Raw genomic sequence first — 20,994 nt, 5'->3', positions numbered from 1 at the left:
TTAAAACTCCCACTACTATGGAAGTCAGTGCATCCTATTATTTATGGCACCCAAAGCTAGAAAAAAATGAAACAGCCATGAGTATCATTTCTTTCAATCTTACACCCACTCACCAAGATGATTTTCCCAACGGTCCCGAAAGTTTTTATGCAGAAATATTAAAAGATATGGATGTTCATTCGAGACCTTTAAAATGGCAAGTATTGCCCTATCGTTCCAACTATCTTGGAGAGGAAACAGAATATTGGGAAGATATGTGGAAAAAAGCTTGGCGTATTTCTATCCAATTAGCAGATAACATTGAAAAATTACCAAATTGGGATTGTGAAGAGCAAGAAACCTATGCCTTTTGTATAGAGGATGAATGGTACAACCAAGTGGAAGGCGACAAGATTCATTGTATTGTAATTGCTGATTTCAAAACATTACAAGATTTAAATAAAGCCAAACAAAAAATCATATCCGTTTATGAGCAAAATAGGTATAATTATTTTTCATCTTATCAGCCAAAATTTGAAGAGGTGAGTATAGGAAACGGTATGTTTTATCAATTACAAATTGATATAGGAACATTTGCAGATGATTTTTTTGCCAATGGTGCTAACTACGCAAAAGAGATAGAAAATATTTGTCGAGCTATGGGAGGAATTACCAATTTTGATGAAAGAATAGATAAATGGGATGAATATATGGGAGAGGAAGATTAGCCCCACTTTGCCAACATATAATGAAACGCCCCAATTTCAGAGCGTTTCATTATTATAAAATTAATTCTTAAACCGACGTAAAAATATTTCTTCTTCTGTTCCATCTGGATATGTGAGCACACCCTTGGCATCGCAGCTGCCATCCCCAAAATCCAAACTCACCGTATTGCCCAAACGTGAAATTTCCATGACACCACTTACAATGAACCTACAGGAAAGCTCCCTTCGCAACGGAGTGATCACCTCCTTGACAAACTCATTGCCTGCCCTGCTCACATAGGTTCTTTTCCCTGTGATCAAGAATACATTGTCTCCCCAAAAACCGGTTCCAAACCCTTCAATCCACTCCCGGGTTCGAGTCCCCGTATAGGATGCCGTGGTTGCATCTGGCCAAGTGGTTGAAAAACTGGCATTGGCCACCCCTTGCGGGTTTCCATTTTCGTTGGAACGGGACCGAACAATACTCGCCGAACCTTCCACGGCCACACTATTGAACATAAAATCCTCCAAGTTCAGCTCAATGGTATTTGTGGCTGCCTCCATATCCAAAGCATAGCTTAAATAGATAATTCCACTCAAGGTATTTCCATTGGGCATTTCACAGCCTTCACCAAAATCAAGGGTCACTTCTTTGGTCGTCTCGGTAAGCTCTATGGTTACAGTGGTGCAATCTGGTAAATACCCCGAGTTATAGTCTATTTTGGAAGTGGTCGAAATCTCATCGGCAGCATACATTTCTTCGGCAATGGCCGTAACCTCTTCGGAAATCATTTCGGTTTCATCACTGAATTTCAATTCTGTTGCCGATATGACCTCTGTCTCGGAGAGTTCCTCCCCCGTAGATCCATCCTCACTACAGGATACAACCGACAACATTAGCAAACCGGTCAGCGCAGGGGCATAACTTTTCAAACGCATTGGAATACGATTCTTTTTCATAATGATTGAATTTAAATGGTTTGGTGCTTTGACCCGCTAAAGCCAAAAAGGTTTAAAATGTTGCCAAAATTCATAGATTCAAAAAAAAGAACTTATCTTTGCACGCTGATTGCTTGTCCCCTGAAAGCCAGGGGAACTGTCAATCCATACATAAAAATCATTTAAATAAATATTGGAATGTATTTAACAAAAGAAGTAAAAGCCGAGATTTTCAAGAAACACGGTGGCTCTGAGAGCAACACCGGTTCTACGGAAGGGCAAATTGCATTGTTCACACACCGTATCAACCACTTGACACAACACCTTAAAAGGAACCACAAAGATTTTAACACAGAGCGTTCTTTGGTGGCGTTGGTAGGTAAAAGACGTAGTCTTTTGGATTACCTAAAGAAAAAAGATATTGAAAAGTACCGTTCTCTAATTAAGGAACTAGGTATCAGAAAATAAAAACGGTGGGGAAGCTTTGGCTTCCCCTTTGTTTTAGTTGGACGGGCTCCAACGACACAAAGTCCCATTGAATTGGGCAAACACAAAAAGCTTCAAATAGTTTTTCATTGGTCAGTGCCGAGAGGCAAACACAACAACAACACAACCCGACCGCCCGGATGGCGGTAGACCAAATGTTTAACGACCCGTATCTTTTTTGACGGGTAAGACGAATTCTTATGATTCCAAAAACTTTTAAAGAGGTCATTGACCTTGGTGACGGTAGGGAAATCTCTATTGAAACCGGAAAATTGGCGAAACAGGCCCATGGTTCTGTGGTAGTCCAATCAGGCAAGTGCATGTTACTATGTACCGTTGTCTCCAACTACAAACAAAGCGATGTTGATTTTCTACCACTTACCGTGGATTATCGCGAAAAATTTGCCGCTGCCGGACGTTATCCCGGCGGATTCTTCAAGCGTGAGGCAAGACCCAGCGATGGCGAGGTATTGACCATGCGTTTGGTGGACAGGGTTTTGAGACCTTTGTTCCCCAAAGATTATCACTCAGAAACACAGGTGATGATCCAATTGATGTCTCACGACGAAAACGTAATGCCCGATGCCATGGCAGGATTGGCCGCTTCTGCAGCCATCCAATTGTCCGACCTTCCTTTTGAATGTCCAATTTCCGAGGTTCGCGTAGGTCGTATCGATGGTGAGTTGATCATCAACCCAACCATGGAGCAATTGAAGAGTTCCGATATCGACATGGTGATCGGTGCTTCTGAAGATTCCGTAATGATGGTGGAAGGTGAAATGAGTGAAATTTCCGAAGAGGAAATGGTGGAAGCCATCAAATTTGCCCACGAAGCCATTAAAGTTCAATGTGCCGCACAGGTTAGATTGGCCGAAGCTTTCGGTAAAAAAGAAACCCGTGAGTACGAACCTGAAGTAGAAGATGAAGATCTTCAGAAGAAGGTTTATGACTTGGCCTATGACAAAGTATATGCTGTGGCCAAGGCAGGTTCTGCAAAACACGAGCGTAGTGCTGCTTTTGAAGAAATCAAGGAAGAAATCAAAGCTACTTTCTCCGAGGAAGAATTGGAAGAAATTGGCGGATTGGTGTCCAAATACTACCACAAAGCCGAAAAAGAAGCGGTTCGTAACCTAACCTTGGAAGAAGGACTTCGTTTGGACGGTCGTAAGACTACCGATATCCGTCCTATCTGGTGTGAGGTGGATTATTTGCCAAGTGTACACGGTTCTTCCATCTTTACCCGTGGTGAAACCCAAGCTTTGGCAACCGTTACTTTGGGAACCTCCAGAGAGGCCAACCAAATTGACATGCCATCTTATGAAGGTGAAGAAACCTTCTATTTGCACTATAACTTCCCTCCTTTCTCCACTGGTGAGGCAAGACCTATTCGTGGTACTTCCCGTAGAGAGGTTGGACACGGAAACTTGGCGCAACGTGCCCTTAAGGGCATGATTCCTGAAGATTGCCCATATACCGTTCGTGTGGTATCCGAGGTATTGGAATCCAACGGTTCCTCTTCCATGGCCACCGTTTGTTCAGGTACTATGGCCCTTATGGATGCCGGTATCCAGTTGAAAAAACCAGTTTCCGGTATTGCCATGGGATTGATCACCGATACCGAGTCCGGTAAATATGCCGTACTTTCTGATATCTTGGGTGATGAAGATCACTTAGGGGATATGGACTTTAAGGTAACCGGTACCGAAGACGGTATCACCGCTTGCCAAATGGACATCAAGGTAAAAGGACTTTCCTATGAAATCTTGGTAAAAGCTTTGATGCAGGCCAAGGACGGAAGATTGCACATTTTGGGCAAACTTACCGATACCATTGCAGAGCCAAGACCTGAGGTGAAGTCTTACGCACCAAAAATCATTACCAGAATCATTCCTGGTGAATTCATTGGAGCATTGATCGGTAAAGGTGGTGAGGTTATTCAAGACCTACAGAAGAAGTCCAAGACTACGATCGTGATCAACGAAGATCCAGATACCGAAGAAGGTATTGTGGAAATCTTGGGTACCGATCAAGATGGCATCGATATGGTATTGGCCAAGATCGATGCGCTCATGTTCAAGCCTGAAGTAGGCAGCGTTTATGAGGTCAAAGTCATCAAGGTGTTGGAATTTGGTGCCGTTGTGGAATATACCGATGCCCCTGGCAACGAAGTATTGCTACATGTATCCGAACTGGCTTGGGAACGCACAGACAATGTTACCGATGTGGTAAATCTAGGCGATGTACTTGATGTAAAGTATTTTGGCCTGGACCCAAGGACCAAAAAGGAAAAGGTTTCCAGAAAAGCTTTGCTTCCAAAACCTGAAGGATATACCGAAAGACCACCACGAAACGACAGAGGTGGTGATCGCAGAGGCGGTGATCGTAGAGGTGGTGACCGCAGAGGTGGTGATCGCGACAGAAAACCGAGAAGGGATTAATATCAATCTTTTATCAAAACAAAACCCCGGAATATCCGGGGTTTTTGCATTATTAAGAAATGTTTTACAAAAAAAACGCATCAAAATGTAACTTTTCTTCTTTTTCTACGTATAACCTAATGAGCTTCGGTTCACAAATTTAATTTGAAGGAGAAATTTTAGATGAGACAGTTAAAGATTACAAAGCAGGTTACCAATAGGGAAACCGCATCGTTGGACAAGTATTTGCAGGAAATCGGCAAGGTGGATTTGATTACCGCCGATGAAGAGGTGGAACTGGCACAACGCATCAAAGCGGGAGACCAAGTGGCCTTGGAAAAATTGACCAAAGCCAACCTTAGATTCGTGGTTTCTGTTGCAAAACAGTATCAAAACCAAGGATTGACCCTACCTGATTTGATCAATGAAGGAAATTTGGGATTGATTAAAGCCGCACAACGTTTTGATGAAACCCGTGGATTCAAATTTATTTCCTATGCTGTTTGGTGGATTCGTCAGTCCATCCTACAAGCATTGGCGGAGCAATCCCGTATTGTACGTTTGCCCTTGAACAAAATTGGATCCATCAATAAGATCAACAAGACTTTTGCGTTCTTGGAGCAAGCCCATGAGCGTACCCCATCTGCCGAGGAAATTGCCAAAGAATTGGACATGACCGTGGAAGATGTAAAACAATCCCTAAAAAATTCAGGTCGTCACGTATCCATGGATGCCCCATTGATCGATGGTGAGGATTCCAACCTCTACGATGTACTCCGTAGTGGTGAATCCCCTAACCCTGACAAGGAATTATTGCACGAATCCCTACGCACTGAGATTGAACGTGCCTTGGAGACCTTGACCCCCCGGGAAGCTGATGTAATAAGGCTTTACTTTGGTTTGGCCGGACAGCACTCCATGACCTTGGAGGAAATTGGAGAGACTTTTGACCTTACCAGGGAAAGGGTTCGTCAGATCAAAGAAAAAGCAATCCGACGCTTGAAACACACTTCCAGAAGTAAGATTTTGAAGACGTATTTGGGATAAAACGTAAGATTATGCCAACAAATTACAGTTAAACAAACCTTAAATTTGTTTTTTGGCAAGAAAGTTGTAATTTGTAAACCTACAACAGTTTATCATGACTGTTCGTTTTTTGATTGATGAATAAACTCCGGCTGATTACCGGAGTTTTTTCATTTATATACCTTTTCTTTTTTCCAACAAAAATGGTATTTACCGCCAAAAAGAGGTTATCCACGGGAGGTTTGCCATACACATGCCTCCTATTTTGTACTTTCATCTTTAAAATGGTGTTACTCCAAGGGATTTTCCGCCAAAATACTCTTGGAGGGAATATATATCAATATGATTGAAAGGATACTCAGCAGTCAGAACAGAATAACCTACCACGTCCTTTTTTGGTTGGGCTACATCTTGTTCTACACTGTTCTGTGGGGCAGTTATGAGGATAATTATTGGGACCAGTTTCTACAATTGCTGTTTTTATTGCCTTGGAAAATTATCCCTACCTACATTACCCTCTACTATTTGATGCCCAAGTACCTGTATCCCAAAAAAATGGTACAGTACATTGTGTTGTCCATAATTTTGGCACTGAGTATGGCACTGATAGACCGCTACATGAATTGGAGATATCTCTACCACTGGTTCTATCCGGAAGAGGAACATTGGAAAACCCCGGTCCTGTACCTTCCCAAGGTATTGAATTCCCTTATTGCCGTTTATACTCCCGTGTTTGTGGCCATGGCCATCAAATTACAACGGTTTTTCTATCAAAAGGAACAAATCAATAAAGCCTTGGAAAAGGAAAAAATGGAAACTGAGCTCAAATTTCTAAAGGCACAGATACATCCCCATTTTCTTTTTAACACCCTCAACAGTATTTATTCGCTCTCCTTGGAGAAATCCTCGAAAACCCCGGATGCTGTTCTTGGCCTATCCAAATTCTTGGATTATATGCTCTACGAATGCAATGACCGCTTCATCACCGTGGAAAAAGAATGGGAAGAATTGATGAACCTTGTGGCCTTGGAGCAATTGCGCTATGGAGATAAGCTTACCATTTCCACCCAGATAGAAAATGATAGCAGCGAGACGTTCATCCCTCCCCTTTTGTTGCTTCCCTTTGTTGAAAATGCCTTTAAGCATGGGGCCGACACCCTTCTTGATGACTCTTATATTAGTATCGATCTAAAACTGAAGAACCAGCAGCTCCACTTTGTAGTGGAAAACAGTAAATCTTCCACTCAGGAAACCACTGGACTGGACACAGACAAGAACATAGGACTGAAAAATGTAAAAAGGCGGTTGATGCTCTTCTTTCCGGAGAAACATCAGTTGGACATTCAAGAAGAACCTGACCGTTTTTTGGTAAGTTTGGAAATCGACCTAAGTGACATTAATTCGCAGACCACCTATGGATAGAAAAATCAGGTGTATTATAGTGGATGATGAGCCCCTGGCCCGAAAAGTTCTGGTGAAACACACCGAGCAGATTGACCAATTGGAGGTAGTGGCGGTATGCGCCAACGCGGTCGATGCATTTTGCCATCTTCAAAAAGGGAATATTGACTTGGTCTTTTTGGATATTAAAATGCCCAAAATCAACGGATTGGAGCTTTTGGAATCCCTCAACCCTGTCCCGTTGGTCGTCTTCACTACCGCCTATCGTGAATTTGCCATCAAAGCTTTTGAACTGGATGCCATTGATTATCTCCTAAAACCCATTTCCATGGGCCGGTTTATGAAAACCATAGCCAAAGCCAATAAATACTTGTCCGGGCAGTCCATTTCCACAACAGAACAACCGCCAAAAGCCGTTTCTGAAACAAGTTCTTCCACTGAACCGGAGCCATTGTACATCAAGGCCCAACGTAAGATCATAAAATTGGACCTGTCCCATATCACCTATTTGGAGAGTCTGAACGACAAAGTCATCATCCATACCTTGGACAATGAGATTACCACTTCGCAAAGGATTGGCCATCTTTCCGAAAAACTGCCCAAGGAACGTTTCATCAGGATACACCGTTCTTTTATGATTGCCGTGGACAAAGTATCTGCCTTCAATAGCATCATGGTGGAGATTAATGGAAAGGAACTCCCCATCGGCAGAAATTACCGATCGCACGTTTTGGACATCCTTCAAAATACATCCGATTAGAAAGCTTTTTCTAGGTCAACGCTGTTAAGCATTCCTTAAATCGCGGGTCAAGGTTCCCAAAATACTGTTTTCGACCCATTACATTACGTTTTCGGCACCAAACGCTCTCTCAACGACATTTACGGACCATACCAAGGCATTCCCCAACATCTCTTGATATTGATGTTACCAATACTGTTCTTTGGAGCCATCATCAAAAAACGAGCAGTTCATGAAAAGATTCTGGGCCGCGTCCTTATTAGCATTGGTCCCACTTGTAACCGTATCCCAAAATGGGGGTGGCAATACAAGGGCTTTGTTCAAGTATCAAATCCGAAAAACCACAGAGCCTATTGTACTGGACGGAACCATTGGGGAAAAAGAGTGGGAGCCACATCAACTAGCAACCAATTTCTTCAATCATTGGCCCAATGACGAGGGACAGGCCCAGAATCAAACTGAAGTACGGATGACGTATGACCATGAAAATGTCTACATCATGGCCAAATGCTATGATACAGGCAAGCGTATTGTGCAATCGCTGGTACGCGACAATGACGATGATTATTGGGGGAGCGATAATTTTTCAGTGGTCCTGGACCCCGTAAACACCAAACAAAGCGGATGGCTGTTCGGGGTTACCGCCGGAGGGTCGGAGCTGGAGGGCAGTTTGGTCATTGAAGATGGACAAACATGGATGTCCCCAAATTGGGACAACAAATGGTCTTCCAAAACCACACAATACCCCGACTACTGGGTGGCAGAAATAGCCATTCCCCTGAAAACCTTGCGCTACAACCCCAACCAACGGGATTGGGGCATTAATTTTATACGTGGGGACAAACAGAACAACGCCTATACCACCTGGACCCAGTTCCCGGTAAACTTCAATGGCGTGAGCATCAACTATATGGGAACCTTGGAATGGGACCAAAGTCCCGAAAAAGCTAAGGGAACCTTTATTTTGAATCCCTATGTCACCAGTTCTTCAATACGTGATTTTGAGGACGGTGAACAGGAAGAGGCCGAGCTCAACAATGACCTTGGTGGTGAGGTAAAAGTGGCCTTGACCAGTAGTTTGAATCTAGACCTTACCCTATTCCCTGATTTTTCCAATGCCGATGTGGACCAGCAGGTGACCAACATTACACGCTTTGATATTTTTTTACCGGAGCAGCGCAATTTCTTTCTGGAGAACAATGACATTTTCTCCAATTTTGGCACATACGATATTAAACCCTTCTTTTCCCGAAGAATCGGTATCATGGAAGGCGAAGCCATTCCCATTGATTTTGGAGGCAGGCTAACCGGGAACATCACCCAGAATCTTCGGGTTGGGGTCATGAACGTGCAGACCCGACGCACCGATGAATTTGCGGCACAGAACTACAGTGTCGCAGCTTTTCAGCAGAAAGTATTGCAGCGTTCCGCCATCAAGGCATTGTTCATCAACAGGCAGGCCACCAGTGCCACTTCGGAGATGGAGTATTCCAGAAATGCAGGGTTGGAGTTCAGTTATATTTCCGAAAGTGGTAAGCTCAACAACACCTTCATGTACCATACTTCCCTGACCCCAGAAAACTTGGAGGACACCCATTTTTATGGTTTTACCGGAAATTACCTGACCAAACGGTTCAGAACAGGATGGTTACTCAACGTAGTGGGTAAAAATTATATCACGGAACTTGGGGTGAACCCCCGTTTGGAAAATTACAATGCCCTTACCGAAGAAACCATAAGGTTGGGATATACCTTGTTCAATCCTTGGGTGCGCTATCTTTTCTTTCCTGAAGGGGAGAATAGCAAATTAAACTATCATGGACTACGGACCTGGAACAATCTCTATCTCAATTCCGATGGCAGTTTTAATGAGCTCGAGAACAATCTTGCCTACGATTTTGAATATCGGAATACCGCCAAACTCAACTTGATCGGTCGATATCAGAAAGTGGATTTGCTCTTCCCCACCGAATTGATCGGGGATGAATTCACTCCTATTCCCATAGGCAATTATTCTTTTTCCAGATTTGATGTGCAGTACAGCTCCGATGTTCGAAAAACCATCGTATGGAACACCAACGTGGGGTATGGCCAATTCTTTAACGGCACCCGCCTAGGGGCCATGCTACAGGGTTCGTTACGGTTTAGGCCTTGGGGAACCTTTGGTCTTACCTATGACTACAACGACATCCGTTTGGCCGAAGGATATGGGGAAAAGAACCTGCATTTGGCCCGATTCAATGGAAACATAAGCTTCTCCAACAAGCTTTTCCTCACCAATGTGGTCCAGTACAACTCCCGGGACAATAACTTCAGTGCATTTTCACGATTGCAGTGGCGTTACAGCCCCATGTCCGATATATTCCTGATATACAACGAGAACCATGACACCGAAGGTTTGGGCATCAAAAACAGGTCCATGGTACTCAAGGTCACCTATTGGCTATAGCAAATGAGTGTTTGATCCCATAAAGCCAGATCATTTGCTTATTTTTGTATCAGCTTTTAACGATCAAATGCAGAAAAAATTAGTTGCTCCCTCTCTATTGGCATCGGATTTTGCCAATCTACAACGTGATATTGAAATGGTGAACCAAAGTGATGCCGATTGGTTTCACTTGGATATCATGGACGGTGTGTTCGTTCCCAATATTTCATTTGGAATGCCCGTGGTACAGGCCATGGCCAAACATGCCCAAAAACCATTGGATGTACACCTGATGATCGTTGACCCCGATCGCTATATCAAAACCTTTGCGAAACTGGGTGTGCATCATTTGACCGTACACTACGAGGCTTGTCCCCATCTGCACAGAACCCTTCAGGCTATAAAATCCGAGGGTATGAAAGCTGGTGTGGCCTTAAATCCGCATACACCCGTAAGTTTACTGGAGGATATCATCCAAGATATCGACATTGTGATTGTGATGAGCGTGAACCCCGGTTTTGGTGGGCAGAGCTTTATCGAGAATACCTATCAGAAGGTAAAAGACCTGAAGGCACTCATTGAACGAAAAAAATCCAATGCCCTTATCGAGATTGATGGGGGTGTGAACGATGCCAATGCCAAAAAACTGGTGGATGCTGGAGCGGACATTTTGGTGGCGGGCAGCTTTGTCTTTAAAAGTGATAATCCCACCCAAACCATCAAGGGATTGAAAGAAAAAATTGCATAATGCAGGATTTTGATGTTGTCATTATTGGAGGCGGCCCCATTGGCATAGCCTGTGGGCTTGAGGCCAAAAAGCAAGGACTCACCTATGTGATCATTGAAAAAGGGCCCATTGTAAATTCCCTGTTCAACTATCCAATAAACATGCAGTTTTTTTCCTCATCGGAGAAACTGGAAATAGACGACATCCCTTTCATCAGCAAAGAAGCCAAGCCCAAACGCAATGAAGCCTTGGAGTACTACCGAAGAATTGTGACCTCCAACCAACTCAATATCCATCTTTTTGAAAAAGTATTGGATGTGGAGCAAAAGACAGCTTCCTTCAACATAAAAACGGATAAGGATACCTACAAGGCCAAGTATGTTATTGTGGCCACTGGTTTTTACGACCTGCCCAACAAAATCCATGTTCCGGGAGAGGATTTACCCAAAGTTTCCCACTATTACAAGGATCCCCATTTTTATGCCAGTCAAAAATTGGCCGTGGTGGGAGCCAGCAATTCCGCCATTGATGCCGCCTTGGAATGCTGGCGTAAAGGGGCCGAAGTTACCTTGATCATTCGTGGTCCCGAAGTGGGGCAACGGGTAAAATATTGGGTCCGTCCCGATATCGTCAATCGCATTGAGGAAGGCAGCATAAAAGCCTATTATAACGCCACGGTTAAAGAAATCACGGAAAGTGAAATTGTTGTAAACACCCCCCAAGGCGAAGTTACCTTGGCCAATGATTTTGTGCTGGCCCTGACCGGATACATGCCCAATTTTGATTTTTTGGAAAAACTGGGTATCCAACTTTCCGAAGATGGCAAAAGGCTACCTACCTACGACCCAGAAACCATGGAGACCAATGTACCCGGGTTGTTTTTGGCCGGTGTGATCTGTGGTGGTATGGAAACCCACAAATGGTTTATTGAAAATTCCCGTATCCATGCCCCCATCATCATGAAGGCCATCAAGCAAAAAAATGGCCTTGGAAGATAAGGCATCCTAAAACGTCCAAAATTTTGTATTTTCAGGGAACACACTCGGGTACCCATGAAAACCATCGAACAGTTCCATTTAGCAGCACAGTATCTTGCCATGGCCGGCAAAAGTTTCTTGCCTCACATGAAGGATGACAGCCATACGAATTTAGGTTTTTCCATAACCGACCAAAGCTTGCTCACTTGGCCCTTGGATGAATCGGGCATACAATTGGGATTGAATTACAGCACCTTTTCCCTTGACTGGAAATCCGACACCGTCCATTCGCTTTCCCTAAAGGGAAAGACCCATGGTGAAGTAGTGGAATGGATTTCCAAAATGGCAAAAATGTCAGGTCTTATGAAACCGTATCGGTTCGACCTTCATTACAGCTTGCCCTATACCATGGCAAATGACCAGGTATTTGAACTTTCCGATAGCAGTGAAGTCCAAGAACTCATTCGCTTGCGAAGTTTGGCCCAAAATGTACTTACCAATTTCTTGAAGGATGAAAAATTGGAATCTGAAGTGCGTGTATGGCCCCATCATTTTGATACGGGTGCTTTTGCACACTTGCACAACGGCTCTGGAAAATCTGTTGGATTGGGTCTAGCCATTCCGGATGAGATGGTAAACGACTTCTACTTTTACATCAGTGGTTACCGTGGCAATACCCAATTACGAACGTGGGCCTTTAAGCCGCTTTCCCAAGGCAAATGGAAAAACAACGGATTCAAAGGTGGCATTTTGCCCGCTTCCGATATGACCGAAGCTATGGTATTGAATTTTTTCAGGGAAGCCGTAAAGGCCTATAAGTCTTAAATTATATCACCTTTAATTTTGACTCCAAAGCCTCATGGGCCTTGAGCATGGCCCTACCATCCTTGAAGCTTAAATAGGAATGTCCTTTTTTATGGTTGAGGATACTCACTTGGTTCATATAGCCCCAATGTTTGGTGATTTCGCGCCATGCGAAAAACAGGGAATGCTTGGGATCGTAGATGTGTGTGGCCTCTCCCCCTGCCCCATTGATTTCGATCACACTAAAGTTTTTCCCTTGGCAAAGTTCCTCAAAAGAGTGGTACAGCACATCCAACCGACCATAGTGAAACTCTTTCATCTGGGAGCATATTCCATCAATCACACTTTCCAAATCATCATTCAGTTTATGGGTAATGTCCACAAATTTTGCGCCCCGAGTATGGCTTCCATAAGGCACCAGAATAAATTCCTCACCTTCCTTTAGCACTGTCTTTAACGTTTCTCCGAACTTCTTTTCCAAAGCCTTTAACTGTAAATGGCTACGATATTCCTTTTTGATCAGCTCTTCAATCGTATGGGTTCCATTTCCAATGACGGAAAGAAACTCTTTGGACACAATGCCCGTGACCCTACCCTTTTCAGCTCCCGGGATACGCACGTAAAAAATGCCCACTTCCTTGGTATAGGGAATGAGTTCCTGCACCAAAAAATGCGACGGGGTACGTTTAAGATAGTTTTTAAATTCGTCCTTATTGTGAATTTTATCCACCCCAAAGGCCTTCATCCCAATATCTGGTTTGGCAATGAAAGGAAAACCAATATCTGCTGCCAAAATCTTTTCCAAAGCCGATTTGGAAGATTCATTTTCACCAATGAACACGGTTTTGGGGATACACTGTTGGGGAATCATCTTGTAGATCTCCATTTTGGATTCCATGGCCATACCTCCGTTCTTCATGGCCGGGTTTGCGGCATTGAAAAAGAAAAAGGAACGTGCCTTGATGGAATAATACAGCCAAACCGGAAACAATGGATAGTAAATGGCCCAGAGTGGCCAGTACTCCCAATGGGTAAGTTTGTGCCATTTCAGTTTTAAGCTGCTCATTTTACAGGTACAATGGATGTAGTTGAAAAGGGCATTTCAAAGGTTTTGCCCTCAATAAGATCAAAATGTCGCAGTAACATCCCTTCTTGATCAATCACAGCTTGGGTAACGCTGAAGGTTTTAAGTCCGGTTTCACGATCAATGATAAAACCGTTTTCAAAATCCTCATGATTGTTGGAATGGAAATCTACCACATCGGAGGCTTCAATGTGATCTTGCTTCTTTAAAAAATCATCGAACATTTTGGCCCTTCGGGCAATCACCTCATCACTGTACAGGGTCGCCGAAGACCAAATATGGTTTTTGGACGTGTCCAATGGCCTAAAATACTTTTGACTGCCATCCCAGCGAAACTCCAATAGAGTTCCATTGAGCAACACCAAGGTAAAGGGTTCTATCTGGTGTAAATCCATTTTTTGCAACTGTAGTTCGGGTTCCATGGAAGCCATGACATCCAATACTATCAACCCCCTGCTCTTGGCATAGGGTCCTTGGGACTGATGCCGGACAAAGGCACCATTCAACAAAACGCCCACATGGCCCAGTTCATTGAGGGCAAACCAGGTGCCCCCAGCCTTGGGGTCTTTGGGAAACAACACCTTGACCGAACCTATCGTCTCCTCTCTCGGCTCAAAAGCCAAGGGGCGCGACACATGCTCATCCCGGTTGGAGGTCATAAAATATTTTCCCTTCTTGGAAATGAAGCTTACTGTGCACATGCCTGTTTATGTTGTATAGTGGAAGGAGCCACACCGAACGATTCCGGTAGCTCCATTTGGGTAAAATGCTGTATGCCCACCTTAATGAGCGCATGATGATGGATGGTATGTTCCAAATTGTACATAACCTCCCTAAAATAATTGGAATCCAAACAGGTTTCTGCCCCACATAATTCATAAGTGACCTTGATGGGTTTATTGGGACGTTCCAAGTGGGCTTGAATAAATTCCAACTGTGTCAGGGCATAGGACAGCTCTAATTCAATCCGTTGATTTCGTTCCCTACGGTCATAGGAAACATCGGCCTGATCATATCCCTTCAGCAGACATAAATAAAGTTCAATAATATGTCTGGTATGCTGACCAATGGTTGAGTTGGAAAGAACAGTGCATAATTTGGAGTAGCATTCCTCGGGGATTTGCTGGAGGATTTGCTTGAACTGCTCAATGGTGTCCACAGAAGATTTGAACATACTCATTGTGTTTTATAATTAAATCGTTTTTTGATGAATAGGTACATAAGATAGAAAGAAAATCCAAGGTACAGCAATCCCATAAGAAGATTGGTCACCTTGCTGTATTCGTTGTAATTGGTGAAAATATACTTCCCTGCCAGTACAAAAGCACCCAGTCCGATCAAGGTACCGATACCTATTCCCAATATATAGAAAGTATAATCCCTTCTGTTGGTTTCCAAAATACCCTTGTTTTCCAATACCTTGTTCCAGGTCATCCAAAAGGGAATTTGCAAGGGATTCAAGGCACTGAGTAAAAACCCGAGGACAAAAGTGGACTTGAACCTGGGCAATAACCCAATTTTGGAGTCCACTTCGGCTATCTTTGTTGAATCCATAAAATGGGATATGGAGAGATACATCAGCAATAAAATTCCCAGTGGAAGAAGGTAATCCATGACTTTTCCGTTCAATTGCAACTTTTCATTCCCGAACAAGGTCAATCGGACCACCACGAGCTCCACAAGTACAACGGCAATACAAAACCATAAGGCCGAGAGCAAGCCTTGGGAAGCAGCTATTTCAAAGGCTGTCAGATTCAGTGTTCCCAAGGGCAAAGCGCCCAAAAAACTGATGAGAAGACCGGAAAAAGCAACTTTTAAATAATGTATCATGCAGAAAAATGGGCCATGGGCTATAAAAAACAATACCCTAAAGTACTATTCTAGACCCAGTAAAAACAAATTACCTATCCAGTTTAGACTACCTTATATCCAAAAAGTTACCGCTTCTTTATTTTTTCCCAGTTTTTATCCGCTTTGGTTTTTAATTGGTCCGGGGATTCCTTCTGCCAAAGTTTCAGGGTGTTCGTATTTCCGGAATTATAGAACAGATATAGTTTATTGTCCCGGATTTCAAAGGTTTTGGGGTCAACATTCACTTTCTTTCCGGATACGGCCACGGCATAGGCACAATATCCTCCGTATTGGGGAAGATAATTATTGGGCATTGCCTTGAACTTGTCCAAATTTTCCTGGTTCTGGAACTTGAATTTTACACCATCGTATTCCGTGGAGAATTTCTTGAGTCCCTCTTTGGCCTTACCATCAAAATAAGCCACCACGTCATATCCATTGGCGGCATACCCTTTTTTAACGTTGTAATCCACAGACTGTGCCTGAAGAAAAGTTCCTATCATAAGGAACAGTACCACTGCTATTTTTTTCATGTTGATTGTGTTGAAGGTTACAAAAATGTTGGTTCCCTTGTGTAAAGACCAACCCATTTGTTCTTCTTAGTCCACAGAAAAGGGACTTCCTTTCAGAAAAAAGAAAAATAGCGCTAAAAACCTACTTGCTAATAGGTATGGAGCAGTTCGTGCATCATTTTTTTAAATCCGTGGGAAAAGGCATCTGAGACCTGAAACTCATTGCCATCCTCCATGATCAATTTTATGGTGCTTTTATTATTCACCAATTCACTGATGCGATGGTAGTTTACAATGGCCGATTTATTGACCCTAATGAAAGTTTGGGGCAACAGGCTTTCCAACTTCTTTAAAGATATCCGCAAAAGTTTTTTATCCCGGTCCATGACAAAATTGGCATAGTACCCTTCTGCATAAATGTATTGAATGGAATTTCTGTTGAGAAAATAATTTTTTATGCCTTCAGGGACCACGACGAGTTCTGTGCTAGACCATTTCAACCCCTGCATGACATCCTTCACCTTATGGAACTCAGCTTTGTCATTGCCCACCACTCTTTCAATGGCCTCATGGAAACGATCGGATTTAAACGGTTTCATCAGATAATCCAAAGCCCTAAGCTCAAATGCTTTTATGGCATAGTGGTCGTAGGCCGTTATGAATATGATTTTACCTTTGAATGTATCCTCTCCCAAATTTTCAAGAACGTCAAATGCAGTGGCGTCCTTAAGTTGAATATCCAACAACAACAAGTCAGGTTTGGTTTCGGAAATAATACGGATGGCATCCCCGGCGGTCATGGCAGTCCCCATCAATTCCAACAGGGGATGTTCGTTAACCATTTTAACGACCCTGCGCAATGCCGGGCCTTCATCGTCCACTACTGCCACTGAAAGCTTTTTCATCGTATCGGTATTTCGTTGATGACCCATCCATCCTCTTGGTACAATCTAAAGGATACACCATTGGGGTTATAGAGTTCCAATCGTTTTCTGACATTGGCCAGTCCATGACTTTCAATAACATTCGTTAGCTCCTGACCATTGTTTTTTACGATTATCATCCTATCTTTTGAGTTGATTTCCAATAGAATAGTGAGTTTTCCGGATTTCCCCTGAAATCCATGCTTGATCGCATTCTCCACTATGGGCTGAAGAATAAAGCTGGGGACCAATAGTTTTGAGCCCCCATCATCCATGTGTATTGTGTACTCCAACTGATCTTCGAACCTTATTTTTTCTATGGACAAATACTTTCCAACGTTTTCCAGTTCCTCCTCCAAAGTGACCAACTTTTTAAAATCCGAATTCAGGGTAATTCTTAGAAAATCACTTAGGTTGATGAGCATTTCCTGTGCCTTTACCTTGTTCTCGTCTATAATGGAAACCACACTGTTGAGCGAATTGAAAAGAAAATGGGGCTGCAATTGGCTCCTTAAAAGTTGTAGCTTGGATATCCCCAACTTTATTTCAAGATCCTTTTTATGGGTAATTTCTTCCCGCAAATTATGTACGAACTCATAGGCATAGATAATCGCTATCTGAAAAAGGTAATTCTTCAGGGTATGATTAAAGTTAGACAATATGAATCCCGTGAAGGCGTCTCTAAAATCCTCAAATGACCTTGCTATGAAAAGGGCATAAACACAGACCACCAATAAAACATACCATAGAACATACACCACCCCGAACAAGGCCAATAAAACAAGCCGCTTTCTTACCTTGAACTTGGCACAATAATCAAACAATGGAATCAAGTACACAAAAAGCAACAAAATTCCTATGACAAAGCTTCCCAGCGGAAAGACAAAAACTTCGGTCACCGTAATACTTTCGGGGTAAAGCACCCTCATCACGGTAAGTTGAATGAGGGTCAATACCCCTAAAAGACTCCATAATGCAATAATCCACTTGGTCCGGTTCATTTTGGGAAAAAATGAAACCCAATTTAGCTCTTTATGATGTGTTGTGCCCTTGAACAAGATGGTGTTGCTAACTTAAATCATGGAGGTTCATTGCAAGGTTTTCATGTTTTGTATCATACTTACCCTATTTCATATCAATTGGGCAAGTACTCTTTTGGGATAGGGTTTTCCTCGGTTTCTTGGGCCCAAAAAATGTTCATGACCCACCAACGTTCACCGGTATACAATAACTGGATGCTGTTGATTCCCCTCATGAACGGTTCAGCTTCCGTTCTGCCATGAAATGTTTCGTACGTGCTAAACACATGGGCAATAGGCCCAAATTGTTCCGTAGTCCTATGGATTTCATCTTCAAAAAACCCATTCGTCAACAACCAATCCCCCGAATTTGAAATATATTCTCCCGGGGTGAGGTAGCGCGCGCCCACTTGTCCCTCTGGGTTCTTTCCACTGGCAGCCATTTGTGCCCCTGGATAATAGAGGTACCGAAACAGTTCCCAGTCCCGTTCCTCTCCTTTTTCACCAGAAATTACGGAGTACAATGTGGCTATGGTACTATCCAAGGTTTTTACCTTTTCCCCATACTTCTTATCCAATGCAGCTTGTGCGCAGGTTGTGTTGGTCCATGCCATCAGAACCGTGGCCAAAACAAGTAGCTGGTTTTTCAACACAACCAGAATAGATTTCTTTTTCATGGATTGATTATCTAGAAGGGTAGTCGATATGTACCCGATTGCACCTCATCTATAATTTCTTGTACCCTTGGCTGAAATTGCTGTGGAGTTTCAGGTAAAACCGATTCCAATTCCTTTATGGCACGCTTGGGATCGTTCAAAAAATAGTGGCTTACCCCTTTATTGATTTTCAGAAACCAAGCCTCTGGATATTCCTTGATCTTGGAAGTGACAAAATCCAATGCCTTTTTTGGTTGATCCAACCGCAACATCAGCATGGAGGTACTATTGGCTTCCATAGCATTGTCCACCATTCCAGAAACCTCATCCAATACGGCAGACACCTCATCCGATCTACCCAATTGCTCCAAAAGCAATGCTTTGGTGGACATATTGGTCAGGTTATTGTCTGCCGCAAAGCCATTAAATCCTCCATTAATGGACCTATTGGCCCACTGCAAGGCTTCGTCCAGATTTGTATTGTGGTCCAAGCACCATCTTGCAGCATCGTTCCAAGCCTGCCAATGATACGTATTGATTCCCCGGAGCTCGCTTCTAAAACTTTCTACCACGGTGGTTTCCAAATCCACGGACACTTTAAATGGAACACGTTTGTCCGCCCACTCCAATCCGATGGTCACCGAATTTGGCGTCCAATCCAAAAACTCATAATCCAACTTTTCAGAAAATTCGCAGGCCTCCCCATTGACATTAACCGCTAGGGTAACATCATTTTCCCTATCCAGATAGTAGCTTCCCCATTGGTTATGGTTATGGGCAAATAGAAGTTCAAAATCATTCCCATCCGGAACAATATGATACCCATAGGTTCCCGCTTTAAGGGACTGTCCCTCAATGAGTACATCCGTACTAAAACTGATCGTAGTGTTCATATTGGCCCCTGCACGCCAAGCAATGGGTTGCTCTTTTTGGGGTATAATATTGGGATTGTTCCACACATCCCTACCATTTACGGATGGACTGCTGTAGCTTATAGTAATATCCGTCACGGCCAATTGCTGCGTTTCGGTGACCCGGTTACTGGTCTGTGGTATTTTTAAGGTGTGGAATTGGGCAAACGCCCCCAAAGGTGCACTTAGTAACAGGGCACATACAAAAAGTCTTATCATTATGTTTCTCATTTTCAACTTTATAATCGTTAACATTAATTGGCTTGCCATTAACCCATTGAATGGCTTATATTGTGCAAGCTTAGTTCGATTTTGGGCTTTTTCACTCCTGATTTTCGAATTCCGAAGATGTTTTTTATGAAAGATTTTCTTTTTTTGGCCTTCTTTTCAGGTATTGCCATAGCCTTGGGCTTCTTGATTTCCTTTTATCTCCTTTTTGTGCGAAACGAACAGCGTTTTAAACTAAAGTTTTTGGGTTTTCTCTTTATGGCCCTTTCCCTCCGGATTGTAAAATCCATTTTGTTTTTTTCGGGAGAGATTCCCAATCTCGCCGTGGCCATTGGATATTTGGGCCTTTCCAGTATTGGTCCCCTTCTTTGGTTATACTTTAAGTATTTTGATGCCGATGCTCCAAAGCTGGCCTCCAAAGACCTGCTTCATTTTTTACCGGCACTGATAGGCACAGTCCATATTGCCCTAGCCAAGAACCCAGTGGCCAACATCTACTATCTCTATACCACTTACGGACTTTTCATCTATGTATTGGCCGCTTGGCTAAAGTTTCGTCAGTATGGTGAAACCAAAGCCGTTTTCCATAAATGGAATTCTCTCTTAATACTGACCGTGGGATGTTTTGGGGGCATCTTTCTTTTTCAATTTTATACCGATACCATGTTCAATTATGCCATGGGAGCCGTAGTTGCCGCGATCATGGTCTTTGTGCTTTTGGTCTTTCTCCTGAACAATCCCGTGCTCTTTCCTTCAAAACGGAAAAGTATTTCTTTTGATTCTTCCCTGATCCATCACATCAAATCAGAGCTCAACACCCAAAAAATCTATCAGGAACCTTCACTTACCTTGGATAAGTTTGCAAAAAAATTAAATCGCCCTGCTTATCTGATTTCCAGAATCATCAAACAGGAATATGGGATGACCTTTCCTGAACTCATCAATTATTGTAGGATACAACAGGTGGCCACTTCCTTGTCCAACGGGAAGGGCAAAAATGTAAAAATTGAAACCCTCGCCTATGAAGCGGGTTTTAATACCCCTTCTACATTTTACACTGCCTTTAAAAAATTCACGGGAATGAATCCTACGGAGTTTCAAAAAAACCCGCCCAAGGTACAAGCAGAGGCGCTTTCCAACCCAAATCTGGCCTATTCAAAAAAATAGTCTTGCTTTTGGG

At 43.1% G+C, this 20,994-nt stretch carries 21 protein-coding genes; 11 read left to right on the top strand and 10 right to left on the bottom strand.

Annotated features, from left to right (window positions below):
- Positions 1 to 17 precede the first annotated feature (17 nt).
- Entirely contained in the window at positions 18 to 707 is a 690-nt protein-coding gene (locus ACPD8L_RS16075; RefSeq protein ID WP_423944568.1) for a hypothetical protein, read from the top strand.
- A gap of 60 nt (positions 708 to 767) precedes the next feature.
- Here the strand turns inward: ACPD8L_RS16075 and ACPD8L_RS16070 are convergent, their stop codons facing one another.
- Positions 768 to 1,646, bottom strand: coding sequence for a hypothetical protein (locus ACPD8L_RS16070; RefSeq protein ID WP_421808865.1), 879 nt, complete (start codon positions 1,644 to 1,646; stop codon positions 768 to 770).
- A gap of 177 nt (positions 1,647 to 1,823) precedes the next feature.
- Here ACPD8L_RS16070 and rpsO point away from each other — a divergent pair, with 177 nt between their 5' ends.
- The 9 genes from rpsO to ACPD8L_RS16025 all read left to right on the top strand — a co-directional run bounded on the left by rpsO (position 1,824) and on the right by ACPD8L_RS16025 (position 12,651).
- Positions 1,824 to 2,093, top strand: coding sequence for a 30S ribosomal protein S15 (gene rpsO / locus ACPD8L_RS16065; RefSeq protein ID WP_116217422.1), 270 nt, complete (start codon positions 1,824 to 1,826; stop codon positions 2,091 to 2,093).
- A 218-nt stretch (positions 2,094 to 2,311) separates the two neighbouring features.
- Positions 2,312 to 4,549, top strand: coding sequence for a polyribonucleotide nucleotidyltransferase (locus ACPD8L_RS16060; protein ID WP_116217421.1), 2,238 nt, complete (start codon positions 2,312 to 2,314; stop codon positions 4,547 to 4,549).
- Positions 4,550 to 4,711: 162 nt separating this feature from the next.
- The gene (locus ACPD8L_RS16055; protein WP_072878578.1) at positions 4,712 to 5,575 is read left to right on the top strand and encodes a sigma-70 family RNA polymerase sigma factor; all 864 of its coding nucleotides are present in this window, start codon (positions 4,712 to 4,714) and stop codon (positions 5,573 to 5,575) included.
- Positions 5,576 to 5,896: 321 nt separating this feature from the next.
- On the top strand, positions 5,897 to 6,976 hold the full coding sequence (locus ACPD8L_RS16050) for a sensor histidine kinase (protein ID WP_293302675.1): 1,080 nt from the start codon (positions 5,897 to 5,899) through the stop codon (positions 6,974 to 6,976).
- Positions 6,969 to 7,715 (top strand): LytR/AlgR family response regulator transcription factor, encoded by a 747-nt coding sequence (locus ACPD8L_RS16045; RefSeq protein ID WP_293302678.1) that lies wholly within the window; start codon positions 6,969 to 6,971, stop codon positions 7,713 to 7,715. Before ACPD8L_RS16050 ends, ACPD8L_RS16045 begins: the two co-directional genes overlap by 8 nt.
- 211 nt (positions 7,716 to 7,926) lie before the next feature.
- Positions 7,927 to 10,143 (top strand): DUF5916 domain-containing protein, encoded by a 2,217-nt coding sequence (locus ACPD8L_RS16040; RefSeq protein ID WP_423944562.1) that lies wholly within the window; start codon positions 7,927 to 7,929, stop codon positions 10,141 to 10,143.
- Between the two features lie 67 nt (positions 10,144 to 10,210).
- The gene (rpe, locus tag ACPD8L_RS16035) at positions 10,211 to 10,870 is read left to right on the top strand and encodes a ribulose-phosphate 3-epimerase (protein ID WP_293302684.1); all 660 of its coding nucleotides are present in this window, start codon (positions 10,211 to 10,213) and stop codon (positions 10,868 to 10,870) included.
- The gene (locus tag ACPD8L_RS16030; protein ID WP_423944559.1) at positions 10,870 to 11,847 is read left to right on the top strand and encodes a YpdA family putative bacillithiol disulfide reductase; all 978 of its coding nucleotides are present in this window, start codon (positions 10,870 to 10,872) and stop codon (positions 11,845 to 11,847) included. The genes rpe and ACPD8L_RS16030 overlap by 1 nt, the downstream gene beginning before the upstream one ends.
- A 54-nt stretch (positions 11,848 to 11,901) precedes the next feature.
- A complete protein-coding gene (locus tag ACPD8L_RS16025) occupies positions 11,902 to 12,651 on the top strand; it encodes a hypothetical protein (protein ID WP_423944557.1) in 750 nt (249 codons plus the stop codon).
- A gap of 1 nt (position 12,652) precedes the next feature.
- On the opposite strand, the gene ACPD8L_RS16020 is transcribed toward ACPD8L_RS16025, so the two are convergent.
- From ACPD8L_RS16020 to ACPD8L_RS15980, 9 genes are all read right to left on the bottom strand, one after another.
- Positions 12,653 to 13,696, bottom strand: a complete 1,044-nt coding sequence (locus ACPD8L_RS16020) for an ATP-grasp domain-containing protein (RefSeq protein WP_423944554.1) — start codon at positions 13,694 to 13,696, stop codon at positions 12,653 to 12,655.
- On the bottom strand, positions 13,693 to 14,415 hold the full coding sequence (locus ACPD8L_RS16015) for an NRDE family protein (protein ID WP_423944551.1): 723 nt from the start codon (positions 14,413 to 14,415) through the stop codon (positions 13,693 to 13,695). The genes ACPD8L_RS16020 and ACPD8L_RS16015 overlap by 4 nt, the downstream gene beginning before the upstream one ends.
- Complete coding sequence (locus tag ACPD8L_RS16010) at positions 14,403 to 14,888, bottom strand: DinB family protein (protein ID WP_423944549.1); 486 nt, start codon at positions 14,886 to 14,888, stop codon at positions 14,403 to 14,405. The genes ACPD8L_RS16015 and ACPD8L_RS16010 overlap by 13 nt, the downstream gene beginning before the upstream one ends.
- 2 nt (positions 14,889 to 14,890) lie before the next feature.
- Positions 14,891 to 15,544, bottom strand: coding sequence for a LysE family transporter (locus ACPD8L_RS16005; protein WP_116217411.1), 654 nt, complete (start codon positions 15,542 to 15,544; stop codon positions 14,891 to 14,893).
- Between the two features lie 107 nt (positions 15,545 to 15,651).
- Positions 15,652 to 16,098, bottom strand: coding sequence for a YHS domain-containing (seleno)protein (locus ACPD8L_RS16000; RefSeq protein WP_116217675.1), 447 nt, complete (start codon positions 16,096 to 16,098; stop codon positions 15,652 to 15,654).
- A gap of 128 nt (positions 16,099 to 16,226) precedes the next feature.
- Entirely contained in the window at positions 16,227 to 16,982 is a 756-nt protein-coding gene (locus tag ACPD8L_RS15995; RefSeq protein WP_293302702.1) for a LytR/AlgR family response regulator transcription factor, read from the bottom strand.
- Positions 16,979 to 18,001 (bottom strand): sensor histidine kinase, encoded by a 1,023-nt coding sequence (locus ACPD8L_RS15990; protein WP_423944545.1) that lies wholly within the window; start codon positions 17,999 to 18,001, stop codon positions 16,979 to 16,981. The genes ACPD8L_RS15995 and ACPD8L_RS15990 overlap by 4 nt, the downstream gene beginning before the upstream one ends.
- A 134-nt stretch (positions 18,002 to 18,135) precedes the next feature.
- Positions 18,136 to 18,696 carry a hypothetical protein gene (locus tag ACPD8L_RS15985; protein WP_421810966.1) on the bottom strand — a complete coding sequence of 187 codons (561 nt, stop codon included), beginning with the start codon at positions 18,694 to 18,696 and terminating at the stop codon, positions 18,136 to 18,138.
- 11 nt (positions 18,697 to 18,707) lie between these two features.
- Complete coding sequence (locus ACPD8L_RS15980) at positions 18,708 to 19,805, bottom strand: DUF2911 domain-containing protein (protein WP_423944542.1); 1,098 nt, start codon at positions 19,803 to 19,805, stop codon at positions 18,708 to 18,710.
- 138 nt (positions 19,806 to 19,943) lie between these two features.
- On the opposite strand from ACPD8L_RS15980, the gene ACPD8L_RS15975 reads away from it, so the two are divergent.
- Entirely contained in the window at positions 19,944 to 20,981 is a 1,038-nt protein-coding gene (locus tag ACPD8L_RS15975) for a helix-turn-helix transcriptional regulator (RefSeq protein ID WP_423944539.1), read from the top strand.
- Positions 20,982 to 20,994 lie beyond the last annotated feature (13 nt).

This window comes from Flagellimonas algicida (assembly GCF_049629585.1).
Taxonomy (GTDB): domain Bacteria; phylum Bacteroidota; class Bacteroidia; order Flavobacteriales; family Flavobacteriaceae; genus Flagellimonas.
This window is presented reverse-complemented; position numbering and strand designations above follow the sequence as displayed.